Below are 15,475 nucleotides of genomic sequence, written 5' to 3'. Positions count from 1 at the left end.
CTACATATCCTTCACCAACTCCAAGCACTTCTCGCGGAAGGTACCGGGGTCGATGTTGGGGTTCTTCTTCTTGGCTTGACCGATCAGCGCACCCACGGCCTTTTGCACGCCGTTTTTCAGGTCTTCGACCGCCTTGGGATTGGCCAGCAGGATCTCTTTGACCAGGTTGTCGAGTTCCGAGTCATCGACCTTCTCGATCCCCATTTCCTGCATGATCGCTGGGGCGTCTTTCTCGCTGTCGAGCATCTGCGTGAAGACATCCTTGGCCCGCGTTGTGTCGATCTCTTTGTTCATGATCGCTTTGAGAAGGCCCGACAGCCGCTCGACCGTGATCGGGAATTGATCGAATTCCAGATCGCGTTCCTTCAGCACACGCAGCACATCCTGCTGGACCCAGTTACTGGACATCTTCGCGTCGCCTGTCTTGAGGGCCAGGTCCTCGAAGTACGTCACGGCAACGATGCCTTGGTTGACGATCACGTCGGCATCGTAGGCGGGTATACCGTACCCATCGTGCAGACGTTCGCGAATGGCCATCGGCAGTTCACATAGAGCTTGCTGTACGGCTTCCACTTCTTCTTCGGTGGTGATCACCGGGGCCAGGTCGGGATCTGGGAAGTAGCGATAGTCGCTCGAATCTTCCTTCTCGCGCTGCGGCCGCGTGACCTGGGCCTGATCGTCCCAACCGCGCGTCGTCTTTGGGGCGTCTTTGATCGTCTTGCCCGTTTCCTGCCACTCGTCGTACTGGCGAATCGCCTCGTAAGCGAGGGCCCGCTCGACGGCGCGGAAGCTGTTCATGTTCTTGATTTCGACAATCGGCGTCGCGATCTTGTGGGGGTCGTCCGACTTGATGTGCAGGTTGACGTTGGCATCGACGCGGAGGCTGCCTTCCTGCATGTTGCAGTCGGAAACGCCAAGATAGGTCAAAATCAACTTCAGCTCGTTCAGGTAGGCCTTCGCTTCCAGCGGCGAACGCATGTCCGGCTGGCTCACGATTTCCAACAGCGGCGTCCCGGTGCGATTCAAGTCGATGCGTGTATCAGCCTTACCGGCGGCCTCGTCGTGCATCGACTTACCGGCGTCTTCTTCCAAGTGAGCCCGGATGATACCGACCTTCTTGGCCTCGAACTGTTCTTTCGGATCGCTGATCCACAGGTAGCCATCTTCCGACATCGGCAGATCAAACTGGCTGATCTGATATCCCTTAGGGAGGTCGGGGTAGTAGTAGTTCTTGCGGTCCCACTTGGTGAAACGAGGAACATTCAGATTCAACGCACAGGCCGTCTTCAGCCCTAGCGCGAATGCCTCGCGATTCATGACCGGCAACGAGCCTGGCATCCCCAGACAAACAGGACACGTCTGCGTATTGGGCGAAGCCCCGAACTTCGTACTGCAGCGACAAAACAGCTTGGTCTTGGTCGCCAACTGCACGTGAACTTCCAGCCCGATAATGATGTCGTAATTGTCGCTCATGACTTTTCCTAATCCGCAAACCTCGCTGGTGCGAGCGTCCATCTCTTGAGCCCAAACGGGCGACTCAACTCTTGGCCCTGATGCAATAGCCGGGGGCGAATGCCCCTGGTATTTGCCTTCTACAAACTCGGCGTCTTGGCGTGCCAGTCGGTTTCCTTCTGGAACATGTAGGCGGCCCGCAACAGGCGATCTTCTTCCAAGGCCGGGGCCTGCATGTGCAGACCGACCGGGAGGCCGCCGCTGGTGAACCCGCAGGGAATCGACATCGCCGGAATGCCGGCCAGGTTGGCAGTCACCGTGTACAAGTCTTCCAGGTACATGGCCAGCGGATCGTTGGTCTTCGAGCCGGCAGCGAACGCTGGGTTCGGAGCAGTCGGCCCCACGATCAGGTCGACGGTCTTGAATGCCTTGTCGTAGTCTTCGCGAATCAAGCGGCGAACCTTCAAGGCTTTCAGGTAGAACGCATCATAGTACCCCGCGCTAAGCGTGTAGGTACCCAGCATAATGCGCCGCTTCACTTCCGGACCGAACCCTTCGGCGCGGCTCTGGCGGTACATGCGAATCAGTGGCGTATCCATCCGCTTCACGCCCAGTTCATCGCCGGCTGCCACCAAAGCATCCTTTTCCTTCTGCAACTCCTCCAACATCGTCGCCTCATCGCAACGATGCCCGTAGTGGGCACCGTCAAAGCGAGCCAGGTTACTCGAGGCCTCGCTCGGAGCGATGATGTAATAGGTCGCGATGCCGTACTTGTTATGCGGCAGCGAAATGTCGACCACCTTCGCCCCCAGTTTTTCGTAAACCGAGACCGCTTCGCGAACCGCCTTTTCGACGTCGCCATCGAGACCTTCGCCAAAGTGCTCTTTCACCAGGCCAATGCGCAAACCTTCCAGAGGTTGATCGACCGTCTTACTGAACAGCGGACAAGGAACGTTTGCCGAAGTCGAATCCTGCGGATCGTGGCCGCTCATCGCTTCCAGGAAGAGGGCCGTGTCTTCCGCCGTGCGTGCCATCGGGCCGATCTGATCCAGGCTACTGGCGAATGCGATCAGACCGAAACGGCTCACACGGCCGTAGGTTGGCTTCAGGCCGACGACACCACAGAACGAAGCTGGCTGGCGGATCGAACCGCCGGTGTCGGTACCGATCGAAAGGGGAACCATCTGGGCGGCCAGGCACGCCGCCGCACCACCCGACGAACCTCCAGGGACGAGGTCGGTATTCCAAGGATTGCGTGTCTTGCCAAGGGCCGAGTTCTCGGTCGAACCACCCATGGCGAACTCGTCCATGTTGGTCTTACCGACGATCACCGCGTCGGCGGCTTGCAGCTTCTTGATCACCGTGCTGCTGTACGGCGGGACGAAGTCTTTGAGCATCTTGGAAGCACATGTGGTGACTTCCCCTTCGGTACACAGCAAGTCTTTCACCGCGACCGGCACGCCAGCCAATAGGCCCAACTCTTCGCCTGCTTTACGCTTGCGATCAACTTCGGCAGCTTGGGCCAGCGCCTTCTCGTCCATCACTTTCAGAAACGCACCCACGGCACCATCGTGCTGGCGGATACGGTCGAGACAGGCCTTGGTTACCTCGACCGAGGTGACTTCGCCTGATTCAAGCTGAGACAACAACTGGGTGGCGGACGCTTCGTACAAAGCCATCGTGCGTTTTGCCTTTTCTTTCCGACAGTGATGCGAACAAGCCGCATTAAGTGATTATTGAATTATGGACAGGTGTACTTAATTCAATGCCTATGATGGCGGAATTGGCCGCAGTTGACTAGTCGTCGTAAGGGGCAATCACCGAGAGAAGTGAGAGCGATTTACCAACAAGAAGGTGACCATTCGATCAGACGCAGCACCGAGGTGCACACCGATATCGAGGGTCATAATTTAGGCACTGCGAATAACGCGGCAGCTACCTAGTCGCCCAAAACGGCCGGAACGCGGAAGCATTCGTCGTCCCGCTTGGGGGCATTGGCCAGTGCCGCATCGCGTGGCAGCGACTCGTGCACGGCGTCTTCAGCAAATACGTTGTGCTGCTCGACCGCGTGAGCCATCGGCTCGACGTCGTCGGTGTTGACTTCTTCGAGAAGCTCGACGTAGCTGACGATCTGGCTCATCTGCTCGGTCATCGTCGAAAGCTCTTCCTCCGACAATCTCAAACGCGCCAGCAGCGAAACCTTTTCGACTTCTTCTCGGGTCAGCGAGGACATCGAACTTCTCCAGAGTTAGCTCTTCACAGAACCCCTCACCCTAACCCTCTCCCCTCAGGGGCGAGGGGACCGGACAAAGAGCAAGGACGAAGCAGGCCTTAGCGACCGCGTTCTTCCGAAGGCAGCTTGAAGGGGCGATGACGCACAACCTTCTTCACGTAACCGCTGCGAATGCACTGGGTGCAAACACGCAGCTTCTTGTGTTCGCCATTGGGCATAACGGCTTTAGCGGTCTGCAAGTTCGGCTTGAACTTACGGCGAGTGATGCCCGTGATTTTGGTACCGACACCGCCCAGGTACTTCGCCTTACCACGGAGGGTAACCTTATTGCCCATGCTGTGGCCCTTGCCACAAATTTCACACACGTTGGCCATTGCCAGCGACTCCTAGACGGTCGTCCAATGCTTAATACGAAACGGACCAGTTTACCGAGATACGGCCTGGTCCGCAAGGTGCCGAGAAAAATGAACCGAGCTACTTAGGCATCGGATAGTTGCGGCAAACTTCCAGGATTTCCTCGAGCACCAGCCCGTTGGTTCCAATTCCGTCGCCGCTGTAAATGGTCGATTCACCGGTCCAGCTGGTGAACGTCCCGCCAGACTCTTCCATGATCGGCTGAAGTGCGGCCGCGTCCCAGATGCTCATCATCGGGTCGATCATGCAGACCGCGCGCCCCGTGGCTACCAGCATATAGCCGTAGCAATCACCCCAAGTCCTGGTGACAAAAGACCTTGCTTCAAGCTCAAGAAAGCCCTGCGTGGCGTTACGCTTGTTGAACGTGCTCACCTGGCTGGTCACCATCACCCCGTCGGCAAGCTTAGGCGTCTTGTTCACCTGAGCCCGAATTGGGTCGTGATGGGGACGTTCGTACCACGCTCCCTGGCCTTCAGCGGCCGAGATCATCTCGTCTAGCCCTGGAATGTAAACCACCCCCAGGCGAGACTTTCCGTCCTTTTCGACCCCAATCATGGTGCCGAACAGAGGAACCCCAGCGATGAATGCTTTGGTCCCGTCGATCGGATCGACGATCCAGTTGTAGCCGGTGGTGCCGTCTTCACTACCAAACTCTTCCCCGATGATGCCATCGTCGGGGAATTCGTCCTTAAGCCCTTTGCGGATAATCTTTTCCGCATTTTGGTCCGCCACGGTAACGGGCGAAGCATCTTCCTTCTTTTCGAAGGAGAGATCAGCACGTTGGAAGTGCTCCAACGTGCTTTTCCCGGCAAGACGAGCCAGACGGCGTGCTGTTTCCAAACGCTTTTCGAGATCGCTATGTGAGTTGTTCATGGACATGAGAATAAATTGGCTTGGCGCGGGGAACAAGCCCCCGAAACCGCTTCACACAACCTAAATACACATCCACCCATTCACACGCTATATCAAGCCGCAGAATGGATTCACGTCGCTGCCTGTGAAACGCTACCACTGAGCGCTTCGCTGCGTGTGGGCGACAGTGGCACATCCATGTCTTCGTCATCCTCTCCCTGCGACGGCTCTAGGATCAATTGCGAAATCTTGATCGAATCCAACTGCTGACGCGCGGTCGCGGTGACCTCCTGCAAAGCCTTTTGCAGGTTCTGTTGCGTGAAGTCCCCCGGAGCGGCCGGCAGGGGCAACTTCGAGTCCAAAGGACCTTCAATCGCCTCGATGACGTCAAGCAACGAGATTTCGTCGGGAGATCGAATCAACATGTATCCCCCGTCAACACCGCGGGTGCTACGCAGCACTCCGTGATTCACCAAACTACGCAGGACTTGCAGCAAAAAACGCTCTGGCATGTCCCCTTTAGACGCAATTTGACTGCATGGTACTGGTGTGTCTGAATCAGACACGGCTAACTGCATGGTCGCTTGCAAAGCATAGGCGACGGTTCGCGAAAGTTTCATTCCACTGCCCTCTTGAAAAATGGAACGACTTTAGTTCGGACGCATCTGTGAAAAACTGCTTCGATCAAAGCTGGCCGAAGTTCAACATGTGCGTCGTAATTTCCCCGATATCCAACGAACTAACGCGACGCGACGTGCTCTGAGTTAACCTTCCCCAAAAGCAGCTCAGAAAAAATGGGACCAAGAGACGAAGGATGAGCAACTGACAAAGACAACTGGCTTCAGCGCGAAAAATTCACCACTTCGGCAATCTTATTACTTACACCCCACATGCGGTAAAAATGAAAGATACACCCATTGCATAGGGGTTTCAATAGAAAAGGCAGATAAAAACGGCATTTTTAATCGATTCATTATCCGTCTCCCCGATTAAATGCCAATCATGCCCCTCTGCAGCCGCACTAATGCCTAACACTCTTACATTGATGTAACTGTTTCAGCAATACGCCGAGGACGTAGAAAAGCCGGGGTGCGCAAAGGACGACGCTGTCATGCGCAAATCAGAGGTAGTCGCGTAGATCGCGAAAGACGCTTGAGGCGTTTAAGAAGGATCGCCAGAGACTTCCTCGCTTTTGGAGGCAGTACTAGCGAACACAGAGTGCCAAAGCATCAGAATCGCGCCACACACCAACAAGGCGTCCGCGATATTGAAGTTCGGCCAGACGTACTGATCGTTGTAACGAAAGAGAATAAAGTCACGCACCGCCGGCTGTCCCCAAATCCCCAGACGATCGTACAGGTTGCCGAAGATGCCGCCGGTAATCAGCCCCAGCGCGGTGGTCAGAATCGCATCGTGCGCTGCTTTAGCAATGAACAGCCAGTACAAAATACCCAGCGCGGCCACTACGGAAAACACCGCAAATACCGAGGTATATCCCTGGCCTAGTCCAAAGAGCGCCCCTTCGTTGAGCGAAGTTTGAAAGCCAACGTACGGCTCAATGAACCAGTGGTAACGGTTCTGCCCCGGCATACCCAGCCAGGCAAACACGGCGTACTTGCTCCAAAGATCGATACCGCATCCCACGACAGCTAGCGTAAAGAAAAGTACGTAACGGCTGACGGGAACAGCACCCAGGCTATCCGCGGCTTTCTTGGTCTCGCTCGCTGGCACAGTCGATACAGTAGTGGGTGAAGGGGATGGCATTGAGTCGCGACTTTTTGATGCGTTGTCCACACTCGACGCAAGCACCATACTCGCCTGATTCAATTCTGGCCAGGGCAGAATCGATCTCGGCCAACGTCACCTGCTCGGCTGCGAGAAGATTCAGAGAGAATTCCTGCTCGTAATTATCCGACCCGATGTCGGCCATATGAATGGGCATTTTCGACAGATCGCCGGCAGCTTCACTTCGCGTCCGCTTCAGCGCAGAATCCGCGAGATAGTTCGTATCGCCGACCATTCTGGCGCGCAATAGCTTCAGCTTCTCGTGGTAAGGTTCGGCCTCACTCTTGGAGTAAGCTCCTTTACTATTGCGTGTACTTCCCATGATTCGCCTCGCGTTGATGGGCCCGTTATTGCCAAAAACACCTCGATAATAAGCAGAATTCCCAGTTTACGGCTTTTGTTAGGAAACGGTCAAACTTAATCCCGTCAATTTTGGGGTTAAGTAGAGTTTTCGGATTGCACCTCTTCTCGCAAAAAGCGCAAAATGCATTTTCACCAAAAGAGGGATTTCATGGCATGACGCCTGGATCGCGAGAATTTCGGTCTGGAGAGCGTTTGCCATGCTTCACCTGACGTTGATAACGGTAGCCTTAGCCATTCTCTTGGCAGTTCTTGGCAACGGAATACGCGAGCTCTTTGCTCCTCATGCCCCCAGCGAAGAACCCTTCGCAAAGATCACCACGCGAATTGGGCTCGCGGCTGTGGGAGGCATTATCACACTTCTCTGTGCGACGTTGCCGTGGATCATCGCGTCCCTCTAGTCGACGAACTTGGAGCTTCTGTTTTCGTCCGAAAAGACTTTGCCTGGCTCCAATCATTCCTGATTGCTACCCAATCAAAGTGATACGAAGGTCGCAATTTACGACGGACTTGGCCTCTCGAACATTGCCTAGATTCCGATAATGCCCGGCGAATTGTTTGATTCTTGCACAAATCCTGCGTGAATCTGGCCGCCAAACCTGCCTTCCTCCTCCAGCTTAAGACTCGGAAAAGAAAGCACTGAAAGGCACGCTGATTGCTCCAGGGAAGATTGGCATGCAAACGCGTTCTCGATCCAGGTCTGCTAGAAGTGGGGAATCCTCGATATGCTGCAATTCGCCATCGTTTTTGTCGGTACGACTCTGTTGCTGGCGATCCTTTCTGATCGCTTGCAGGACGTAATCTTCGTGGGATCCTCCACCGAGTCTCCTGTTTCGGCTTGGAAATCGAGCAAACTCTTCATCATTGCATTTAGCGTGGGTTTCACACTCCTTTTCATCATGTTACCGCAGTGGGTCGCCGCCATCTGACGTACGCTTGTGCGCGGAGTTGCTCTCTGGTCACACTCAATACGGTCATTTCCCCGCGAACCGTTCTTTTCTAATGACACTCCCCTCCGGTAGAATCGCTACCGTGTTCTAAACTCAAGTGAGCACAAACAATTCGGGCAAACTGCGGCGCGGCGACGCGTCTCCCGTGACCACCCAAAACCCTTTGACGATAAGCAATTCAAAGCGTGACCACGACTCCTGCTGCCTTTCAGCGCTGCATCTCGCCCGAGTGCGGCCAGACCTATGATTTGTCCCAAGTTCTCGTTGCCTGCCCCGAGTGCGGTGATCTGCTGGATATCGCCTACGACTGGGACCGCTGCGCACCACCCAAGACGTGGAAAGACATCGAAGCCAATTGGGCCCGGCGCACCAACCCGCTCAACTTCAGCGGCGTCTGGCGTTTCCGCTCGCTATTTCCTTACGCCACTGACGAGCAGATCGTCACCCTGGGCGAAGGGCAAACGCTGCTGCAGCAGACCGACCATGTCGGCAAGTTCGTCGGGCTCGATCCCGGCAAGCTGCACCTGCAGTACGAAGGGATGAACCCCAGCGGCAGCTTCAAAGACAACGGTATGACCGCCGCGTTCACGCATGCCCGCATGGTGGGTGCCAAGCGTGCCGCGTGTGCTTCGACGGGCAACACCAGTGCCTCGCTGGCCATGTACTGTAGCGTCACCCGGCTGATGAAGGCCGTCATCTTCATCGGCAGCGGTAAGATTTCGTACGGCAAGCTTTCCCAGGCCCTCGACTACGGCGCGCTAACGCTGCAGATCGCCGGCGACTTCGACGACGCGATGGCCCGCGTTAAGGAAGTCAGCAAAGACATGGGCATTTACCTGGTCAACAGCGTGAACCCCTTCCGCCTGGAAGGGCAGAAGTCGGTCATGTTCCGCGTGCTGGAAGCTTTGCAGTGGGAACCGCCAGATTGGATCGTCGTTCCCGGCGGTAACCTCGGTAACAGCAGCGCCTTCGGTAAGGCGTTCGCCGAACTGAAAGAGTTGGGCCTGATCAGCCGCATCCCGCGCCTGGCCGTGATCAACGCTAGCGGGGCCGATACGCTCGATCAACTCTACAACAACCACAACGTTCGCTGGAACGATGGCCACTACCCGCGCGAGATCATCGGCGACTACTATAAGAAGATGGACGAAGAACAGCGCAAAGCATCGACGCTGGCCAGTGCCATCGAGATCAATCGCCCGGTCAACTTGCACAAGTGCCTGCGAGCTTTGAACGACTGCGACGGCGTCGTGCGTCAGGTTTCCGATCAAGAGATCATGGACGCCAAAAGCCAGGTCGGTGCCGGCGGTATGGGCTGCGAACCGGCTAGTGCCGCCAGCGTGGCCGGTGCGAAGATCCTGCGCGAGCAAGGGATCATCGCCCCCAGCGACCGCGTCGTCTGCATCCTGACCGGCCACCTGTTGAAAGACCCTACCGCGACGGTCGCCTACCACACGACCGACCAGGAAAACTTCAACAAGGTCCTCGGCAGCCGCGGCGTCAAACGAGCCACCTTCGCCAACCGAGCCGTCGCCGTGAAGAACGACATGGACGACATCGTCCAGGCCATTCAACTGTACGGCTAAACGGACATAACAATCTCGGGTGCCATACCCACGTCTGCGTGGGCATGCTCTTTCGCTTTCTCGTCCTCTCGCCCCAGCGGGGAGAGGGATAGGGTGAGGGGGGGCGAACCTGGTACCCGCTTCCCAACCCTCACCCTTTGAAAGCGGAGAGGGGCATGATGGAAAGCATGCCCGCGCAGTCGTGAGCATGGCACCCATCCCTTAAAACATCGTTCATCACGAAAGAAGCAAATCATGGCCACTCGAATCGCCATCAACGGAGCCGCAGGTCGCATGGGGCAACGCCTGGTTGCCTTGGGTAGTGCAGACAAGGACCTCGATATCGTGGCCTGCTTTGAATACAGCGGCCATCCGAAGTTCGGCCAAGACGCCGGCACCGTCGCTGGCATCGGCGAGATCGACGTTACTCTAGCCGAGGAAACTGCGGCCGAGTACGCCGCGATCATCGACTTCTCCGTTCCAGCCGGCGCGCATGCCGCGGTCGAGCGAGCCGTGAATGCCAAGGCCGCGCTGGTCATGGCCACTACCGGCCTGGAAGAAGAACACCAGGCCAAGATCCGCGAAGCCGCCCAGGTCATCCCCGTCGTCTGGGCACCCAGCATGAGCACCACGGTCAACCTGACCATGAAGCTATGCGAGATCGCCGCCGAAGCATTGAAGGACATCCCTGGCGGGGCCGACGTCGAAGTCCTCGAGCGTCACCATCGCTTCAAGGAAGACAGCCCCAGCGGTACGGCACTTCGGTTTGGGGAACTGATCGCCAATAAGATGGGCATTACCAACTTCGTGCATGGCCGCGAAGGGCGTCCCGGGGCCCGGCCCCACAACGAAATCGCCTACCACGCAATCCGCACCGGCGACAACCCAGGCGAACACACCATCATCTTCGGCCTGCTCGGCGAAACGATCGAAATGACCGTCCGAGCCAGCAACCGCGACTGCTACGCCACCGGAGCGCTGCAAGCCGCCAAGTTCGCCGCCGGCAAAAAGCCAGGGCTGTACAACATGAACGACGTTCTGGGGCTGTAAGAAAAAAGCCTACAGTGCCGGTGATTTAAATGCTTCGCCCCCAAAGGAAAGGGGGACCATTCTCCTTTCCGATGGGCTATACTTGTGCTCCACCCTCATCCTCTTTCCCTCACCGAAGTTACCCTTCCTTACTTTGGAGCACACCATGAATCGTCTCTTTCACCGCGCGATCGTACTGAGCCTGGTCTTGGCTGGTGCGTCGTTTATCGCTTCCACCAATGCCGCGGAAGCTCAGCCTCCTGAAGGTTTCACGCCGATATTCAATGGCAAAGACCTGACCGGCTGGCACGGCCTGAATCCGCATGCTTCCGCCAAGCTGACCGGCGAAGCGAAAGAAGAGAACCACAAGAAGCAGCGGGCCGAGTTCGCCGATCACTGGACCGTCGAAAATGGCGAGCTCGTCAACGACGGCCACGGCCCGTACGCCACCACCGACAAAGACTACGGCGACATCGAACTGCTGATCGATTACAAAACGGTTCCCAAGGCCGACAGCGGGATCTACCTGCGTGGTACGCCTCAGGTGCAGATCTGGGACATCACCACTCCCTTCAATCCCAAGCAGCCTGACATCAAGCGTCACCTCGGTTCCGGCAGCTTGTGGAACAACGCCGTCGGTGCCCCCGGCCGCGATCCCCTGGTGCTGGCCGATCGCCCGTTCGGTGAATGGAACGAAGTGCGTGTTCGCCAGATCGGCGACGTGACCTGGGTTTGGCTGAACGACAAACTGGTTGTCGACGGTGCCGTGATGGAAAACTACTGGGATCGCAGCAAGCCGCTGCCGGCCACTGGCCCAATCATGCTGCAAACCCACGGCGGCGAGATCCGCTGGCGAAACATCTTCATTCGCGAGATCAGCGAAGAAGAAGGCAAAAAGATCCTGGCCGAAGCGAAGAAGTAAACCATGCTTCACGCCCAAGACTCAATAACCCATTGCCCCGGTTCCTGCCGGGGCAATGTTGTTTCGAAGGGGCCTTACTTCACCCAGCCTGCTTCCCGCACGCCGGTGCCTTCGACACCGGTCAGCGAGTCCCCCAGATCTTTGCGAACCGGCACGGCCAATTTCGACAGCCGTTCGACCACTTCGGGATACTGGCTGGCCAGGTTCTTCGTTTCGCCGGGGTCGTTTTCCAGATCGAACAGGCTCAGCTCGATGTGCTCGACACGTCCCCCGTGACGACTGGCGATCCCTTCGATACCGCTTTGGGTGATCGATTGGGCCGGGTTCTTGCCCCAGTTCGAAGGCTTACCACCTTTGCCGGGCTCGCCAGCGACGGTGATGTAAGGATGCGGGAAGTGCAGTTTCCACTTCCCACTGCGAACGGCCTGAAGCCCCGTGCCGCCAAAGAAGAAGTACGCCTCGTGCGGTGTCTTGCCATCTTGCTTGATGAGCACGTCAGAAATGTCGAGCCCGTCGATCTTCTTCATCGGCATCTGGCCCCCGACGATCTTGGTAAGCGTGGGTAACAGGTCGATCGACATGATCGGCTCGGCACACACGCGACCAGCCGGGATGTGCCCAGGCCAGCGCATGATGCACGGCACACGCACGCCTCCTTCAAAGGTAGTCAGCTTTCCTTCACGGAATGGGCCTGCGTCGCCGGCATGTTCCCCATAGCTGGGCCACGGTCCGTTATCGCTGAAGAAGATCACGATCGTATTGTCGGTCAGCTTCAATCGATCGAGCGTTCGCATCAGTTCCCCCACCGACCAATCGAGCTCTTCAATCACGTCCCCGTACAAGCCGTGCTCGGTTTTGCCCTTAAACTGCTCGGAAGCAAAGATCGGCACGTGCGGCATGATCTGTGGGAGGTACAAAAAGAAGGGGCGTTCCTTGTTACGTTCGATGAACGAAACGGCCTTCTCGGTAATGCGTTTGGTGAACTGGCTTTGATCGGGATCGAGTTCGATAACCGTCTCTCCTTCGTACAGCGGAAACGGAGGCATCTCGTCGGCCAGCACCGGGTGGTACTTCGTGTTGTCGTTGGAATAGGGCGTACCGAACCACTCGTCGAAGCCGTTACGTGTCGGCCAGAATTCCATCACGGTTCCCAGGTGCCACTTCCCCATGCCGGCCGTCGCATAGCCCAGGTCTTTCAGCATCTCTGGCAGCAGATACTCCTCGGGATGAATCCCATTCTTGCTGGTGTGATTGAGCGCTCCCTGCAAGCTCAAGCGGTTCGGATAACAGCCACTCAAGAACGCCGCACGACTGGCCGTGCACACCGGCTGAGCGACATAGAAGCTCGTGAATCGAGTCCCCTGCCCCGCCAGTTTGTCGAGGTTAGGCGTGCTGAACCCTTTCGCTCCCTGGCTGCTCATATCGCCGTATCCCATGTCGTCTGTCACGATCATCAGGATATTGGGCAACTTATCGACAGAACCCTGGGCGAGCAGATCCGCGGCAAAGATCAACAGAAGCAAAGGAGCGACGCAGGCAAATTTCATGGTGGGATCTCGACGTGTTGGAATGGGGAAGAGTCGGGTTTCATTCTGAAACAGTGAGTTGCCGCCGTCAACGAAGGGAAAGTCCGTCCCTCCTTAAATAGCCACCCTCAAGATACCTTTTCAATTGGGAACAAAACCCTCCTAAACGGTAGATTCCACCCATTCTTCCCAGTATTTTATAAGAACCCCATTCTCGCGCTTTCCTCATGTTCACTCGCATCCTGAACTCCATCCTGAAATTCGAATGATTGCCGACCGCTACGACATCGTCACCATCGGAGGAGGCATGGGCGGTGCCACGTTGGCCAAAACAATGGCCCAGCATGGTGCCCGTGTCCTGGTTCTTGAGAAAGATCGAACGTTCAAAGATCGCGTCCGTGGCGATGCGATGGCCCCGTGGGGAAGCCCTGAGGCGAAAACTCTGGGCATCTTTCAACTGCTGCTCGACACGTGTGCCCAAGAGGTCCCCTGGGTCGATGGTTATCTCGGGAAGATGAAGCTGGAACACCGCCATCTTCCCACGACCACGCGTTGCCAATCGTCGGAGCTTGCGTTTCATCACCCGCAGATGCAGGAGGTGCTGATCCAGGCTGCCAGCGATGCCGGAGCCACGGTGCTGCGTGGCGCGGTTGCTCGCGATGTGCAAACAGGTCCACAGCCAGCTGTCACCTACATGCTTGACGGTGTCGCGCATACGGTCCAGGCTCGAATCGTCATCGGTGCCGACGGTCGCACATCGGCTTGTCGGCGGATCGGGGATTTTGAAGTCTTGAACGATCCCCCCGAGCGGATCCTCTCTGGCGTGCTGATGGATGGCATGAACATCCCGCAAGACACCAGCGTTTCGATCTTCGATACACGGCAGAGCCAACTGGTGGCCCTCTTCCCACAAGGTGGCCAGCGCGTCCGCGTCTATTTCAGTTACCTGAATACAGCCCGGCCGCGGCTTCAGGGTCCGAAGGATGTCAACGAAGTCGTCGAGCAGTGCATCATCTCTGGTGCCGAACCCCAGTGGTTTGAAGGCTCCGAAGCGGTCGCGCCACTGGCCAGCTTTCCTTCCGACGATATCTGGATTCCACATCCCTACAAGAACGGGATCGCATTGATCGGAGATGCCGCCGCCAACAACGATCCGATGTTCGGCCAAGGCATGGCGGTCACCTTGCGTGACGTGCGCGAACTGACCGATCGGTTGAAGGCCACCGACGACTGGGACGCCGCCGGCCATGGTTATGCCGAGACGCACGATCACTACTTCAACATTATTCACACTTACAGCCACTGGTTCGAGCGTTTGTTCTATTCCAGTGGCAAAGAGGGGGACGCACTTCGGTTCCGGGTGCTGCCTCTGTTGGCCAAAGATCATTCACGGATGCCCGACTATCTCTTGAGCGGCCCGGATGGCCCGGTAACGGAAGAAATCCGGCAGCGGATGTTCGGGGAAGACGTTCTCCCCGCAGCCGCAAGTTCCCAGCAGACGATCTCGTAAGAGACCTGGGCCGGATCGTACATCACCACGATCCCCTTCGCAAAAAGAATTGTCGCATGCCTGCTCCGCCTGACACCATGATCGATAACGAAGTCTACTCGCGCATCGCCGATACGTGGTGGACGGAAGACTCGGTGCTTTGCCTGCTGCGGCACCATCTCAATCCTTGCCGCTTCGACTATTTCGAGGAAGTCCTCGAGCAGCGGCTAGGCAAGAAGCTGGCCAACTGCCGCGTGCTGGATGTCGGCTGCGGTGGTGGCTTCCTGACCGAGGAGTTCGCCAAGCGGGGCTGCGAAGTGGTTGGCGTCGATCCTTCGGCCGAATCGATCGAAGTTGCCCGGGCACACGCCGCCCAGTCGGGCCTCGATATCACCTACCATGTGGGCTACGCCGAGAACCTGCCTTGCGACGACGCCTCGTTCGACGTGATCTGCTGCTGCGATGTTCTGGAACACGTCCAAGATATCGAACAGGTCATCGCCGACGCGTCGCGTGCATTGAAACCGGATGGTGTCTATTGCTTCGATACCGTCAACCGAACGTTCATCAGTTGGCTGTTCTACATTAAGATCGCCCAGGAGTGGTCGTTGACGTCGTACATCCCCGAGAACCTTCACGATTGGCGGATGTTCGTTCGCCCGAAGGAATTGGAAACGCTGTTCCAAAACAACGGCATGGCCGCGCAAGACTTTATCGGCATGGGACCGAACATCAACGGCATTCGTGTCGTCCGCGAACTGCGCCGCCTGAAGACCGGCAAGATCGACTTCCGCGGATTTGCCGACCAGATGAAGACCATCCGCACCCGTGACATGGCCTGTTCGTACATGGGTTACGCCACCAAAGTGTGAGCCGTGCTGGCCATAAAAAAGCGGGC

The 15,475-nt window shown here is 57.0% G+C and carries 16 protein-coding genes; 7 read left to right on the top strand and 9 right to left on the bottom strand.

Features of this window, described 5'->3' with window-relative positions:
- The 8 genes from gatB to C5Y96_RS04610 form a co-directional block, all read right to left on the bottom strand.
- Window positions 1–1,473 carry an Asp-tRNA(Asn)/Glu-tRNA(Gln) amidotransferase subunit GatB gene (gatB, locus tag C5Y96_RS04645; RefSeq protein ID WP_105350379.1) on the bottom strand — a complete coding sequence of 491 codons (1,473 nt, stop codon included), beginning with the start codon at window positions 1,471–1,473 and terminating at the stop codon, window positions 1–3.
- A gap of 119 nt (window positions 1,474–1,592) precedes the next feature.
- Window positions 1,593–3,131 carry an Asp-tRNA(Asn)/Glu-tRNA(Gln) amidotransferase subunit GatA gene (gatA, locus tag C5Y96_RS04640; RefSeq protein ID WP_105350377.1) on the bottom strand — a complete coding sequence of 513 codons (1,539 nt, stop codon included), beginning with the start codon at window positions 3,129–3,131 and terminating at the stop codon, window positions 1,593–1,595.
- 260 nt (window positions 3,132–3,391) lie between these two features.
- Window positions 3,392–3,685, bottom strand: coding sequence for an Asp-tRNA(Asn)/Glu-tRNA(Gln) amidotransferase subunit GatC (gene gatC / locus C5Y96_RS04635; protein ID WP_105350376.1), 294 nt, complete (start codon window positions 3,683–3,685; stop codon window positions 3,392–3,394).
- A 98-nt stretch (window positions 3,686–3,783) separates the two neighbouring features.
- Complete coding sequence (gene rpmB / locus C5Y96_RS04630; protein ID WP_105350374.1) at window positions 3,784–4,059, bottom strand: 50S ribosomal protein L28; 276 nt, start codon at window positions 4,057–4,059, stop codon at window positions 3,784–3,786.
- 100 nt (window positions 4,060–4,159) lie between these two features.
- Window positions 4,160–4,978 carry a histidinol-phosphatase gene (gene hisN / locus C5Y96_RS04625; RefSeq protein WP_233198780.1) on the bottom strand — a complete coding sequence of 273 codons (819 nt, stop codon included), beginning with the start codon at window positions 4,976–4,978 and terminating at the stop codon, window positions 4,160–4,162.
- 104 nt (window positions 4,979–5,082) lie between these two features.
- Window positions 5,083–5,571 (bottom strand): RrF2 family transcriptional regulator, encoded by a 489-nt coding sequence (locus tag C5Y96_RS04620; protein WP_105350372.1) that lies wholly within the window; start codon window positions 5,569–5,571, stop codon window positions 5,083–5,085.
- 541 nt (window positions 5,572–6,112) lie between these two features.
- Entirely contained in the window at window positions 6,113–6,715 is a 603-nt protein-coding gene (gene lspA, locus C5Y96_RS04615) for a signal peptidase II (protein WP_105350370.1), read from the bottom strand.
- The gene (locus C5Y96_RS04610) at window positions 6,648–7,058 is read right to left on the bottom strand and encodes a TraR/DksA family transcriptional regulator (protein WP_105350368.1); all 411 of its coding nucleotides are present in this window, start codon (window positions 7,056–7,058) and stop codon (window positions 6,648–6,650) included. The genes lspA and C5Y96_RS04610 overlap by 68 nt, the downstream gene beginning before the upstream one ends.
- A 238-nt stretch (window positions 7,059–7,296) precedes the next feature.
- On the opposite strand from C5Y96_RS04610, the gene C5Y96_RS04605 reads away from it, so the two are divergent.
- The 5 genes from C5Y96_RS04605 to C5Y96_RS04585 all read left to right on the top strand — a co-directional run bounded on the left by C5Y96_RS04605 (window position 7,297) and on the right by C5Y96_RS04585 (window position 11,562).
- Complete coding sequence (locus C5Y96_RS04605) at window positions 7,297–7,497, top strand: hypothetical protein (protein ID WP_105350367.1); 201 nt, start codon at window positions 7,297–7,299, stop codon at window positions 7,495–7,497.
- Between the two features lie 324 nt (window positions 7,498–7,821).
- On the top strand, window positions 7,822–8,025 hold the full coding sequence (locus C5Y96_RS04600; RefSeq protein ID WP_105350365.1) for a hypothetical protein: 204 nt from the start codon (window positions 7,822–7,824) through the stop codon (window positions 8,023–8,025).
- Window positions 8,026–8,231: 206 nt separating this feature from the next.
- Complete coding sequence (gene thrC / locus C5Y96_RS04595) at window positions 8,232–9,632, top strand: threonine synthase (protein WP_105350363.1); 1,401 nt, start codon at window positions 8,232–8,234, stop codon at window positions 9,630–9,632.
- A 234-nt stretch (window positions 9,633–9,866) separates the two neighbouring features.
- On the top strand, window positions 9,867–10,661 hold the full coding sequence (dapB, locus tag C5Y96_RS04590; RefSeq protein WP_105350361.1) for a 4-hydroxy-tetrahydrodipicolinate reductase: 795 nt from the start codon (window positions 9,867–9,869) through the stop codon (window positions 10,659–10,661).
- A gap of 145 nt (window positions 10,662–10,806) precedes the next feature.
- A complete protein-coding gene (locus tag C5Y96_RS04585) occupies window positions 10,807–11,562 on the top strand; it encodes a DUF1080 domain-containing protein (protein ID WP_105350359.1) in 756 nt (251 codons plus the stop codon).
- 74 nt (window positions 11,563–11,636) lie between these two features.
- Here the strand turns inward: C5Y96_RS04585 and C5Y96_RS04580 are convergent, their stop codons facing one another.
- Window positions 11,637–13,109: a sulfatase gene (locus C5Y96_RS04580; RefSeq protein WP_105350357.1), complete on the bottom strand. Its 1,473-nt coding sequence runs from the start codon at window positions 13,107–13,109 to the stop codon at window positions 11,637–11,639.
- Window positions 13,110–13,353: 244 nt separating this feature from the next.
- Between C5Y96_RS04580 and C5Y96_RS04575 the strand changes: the two genes are divergently transcribed.
- Window positions 13,354–14,598: an FAD-dependent oxidoreductase gene (locus C5Y96_RS04575; RefSeq protein WP_105350355.1), complete on the top strand. Its 1,245-nt coding sequence runs from the start codon at window positions 13,354–13,356 to the stop codon at window positions 14,596–14,598.
- Between the two features lie 56 nt (window positions 14,599–14,654).
- Window positions 14,655–15,449 carry a bifunctional 2-polyprenyl-6-hydroxyphenol methylase/3-demethylubiquinol 3-O-methyltransferase UbiG gene (gene ubiG / locus C5Y96_RS04570; RefSeq protein ID WP_105350353.1) on the top strand — a complete coding sequence of 265 codons (795 nt, stop codon included), beginning with the start codon at window positions 14,655–14,657 and terminating at the stop codon, window positions 15,447–15,449.
- Window positions 15,450–15,475: the final 26 nt, after the last annotated feature.

Origin of the sequence: Blastopirellula marina (assembly GCF_002967715.1) — a bacterium.
GTDB lineage: Bacteria > Planctomycetota > Planctomycetia > Pirellulales > Pirellulaceae > Bremerella > Bremerella marina_B.
The sequence above is the reverse complement of the archived record's forward strand: the minus strand, read 5'-3'. Positions and strand labels throughout refer to the sequence as shown.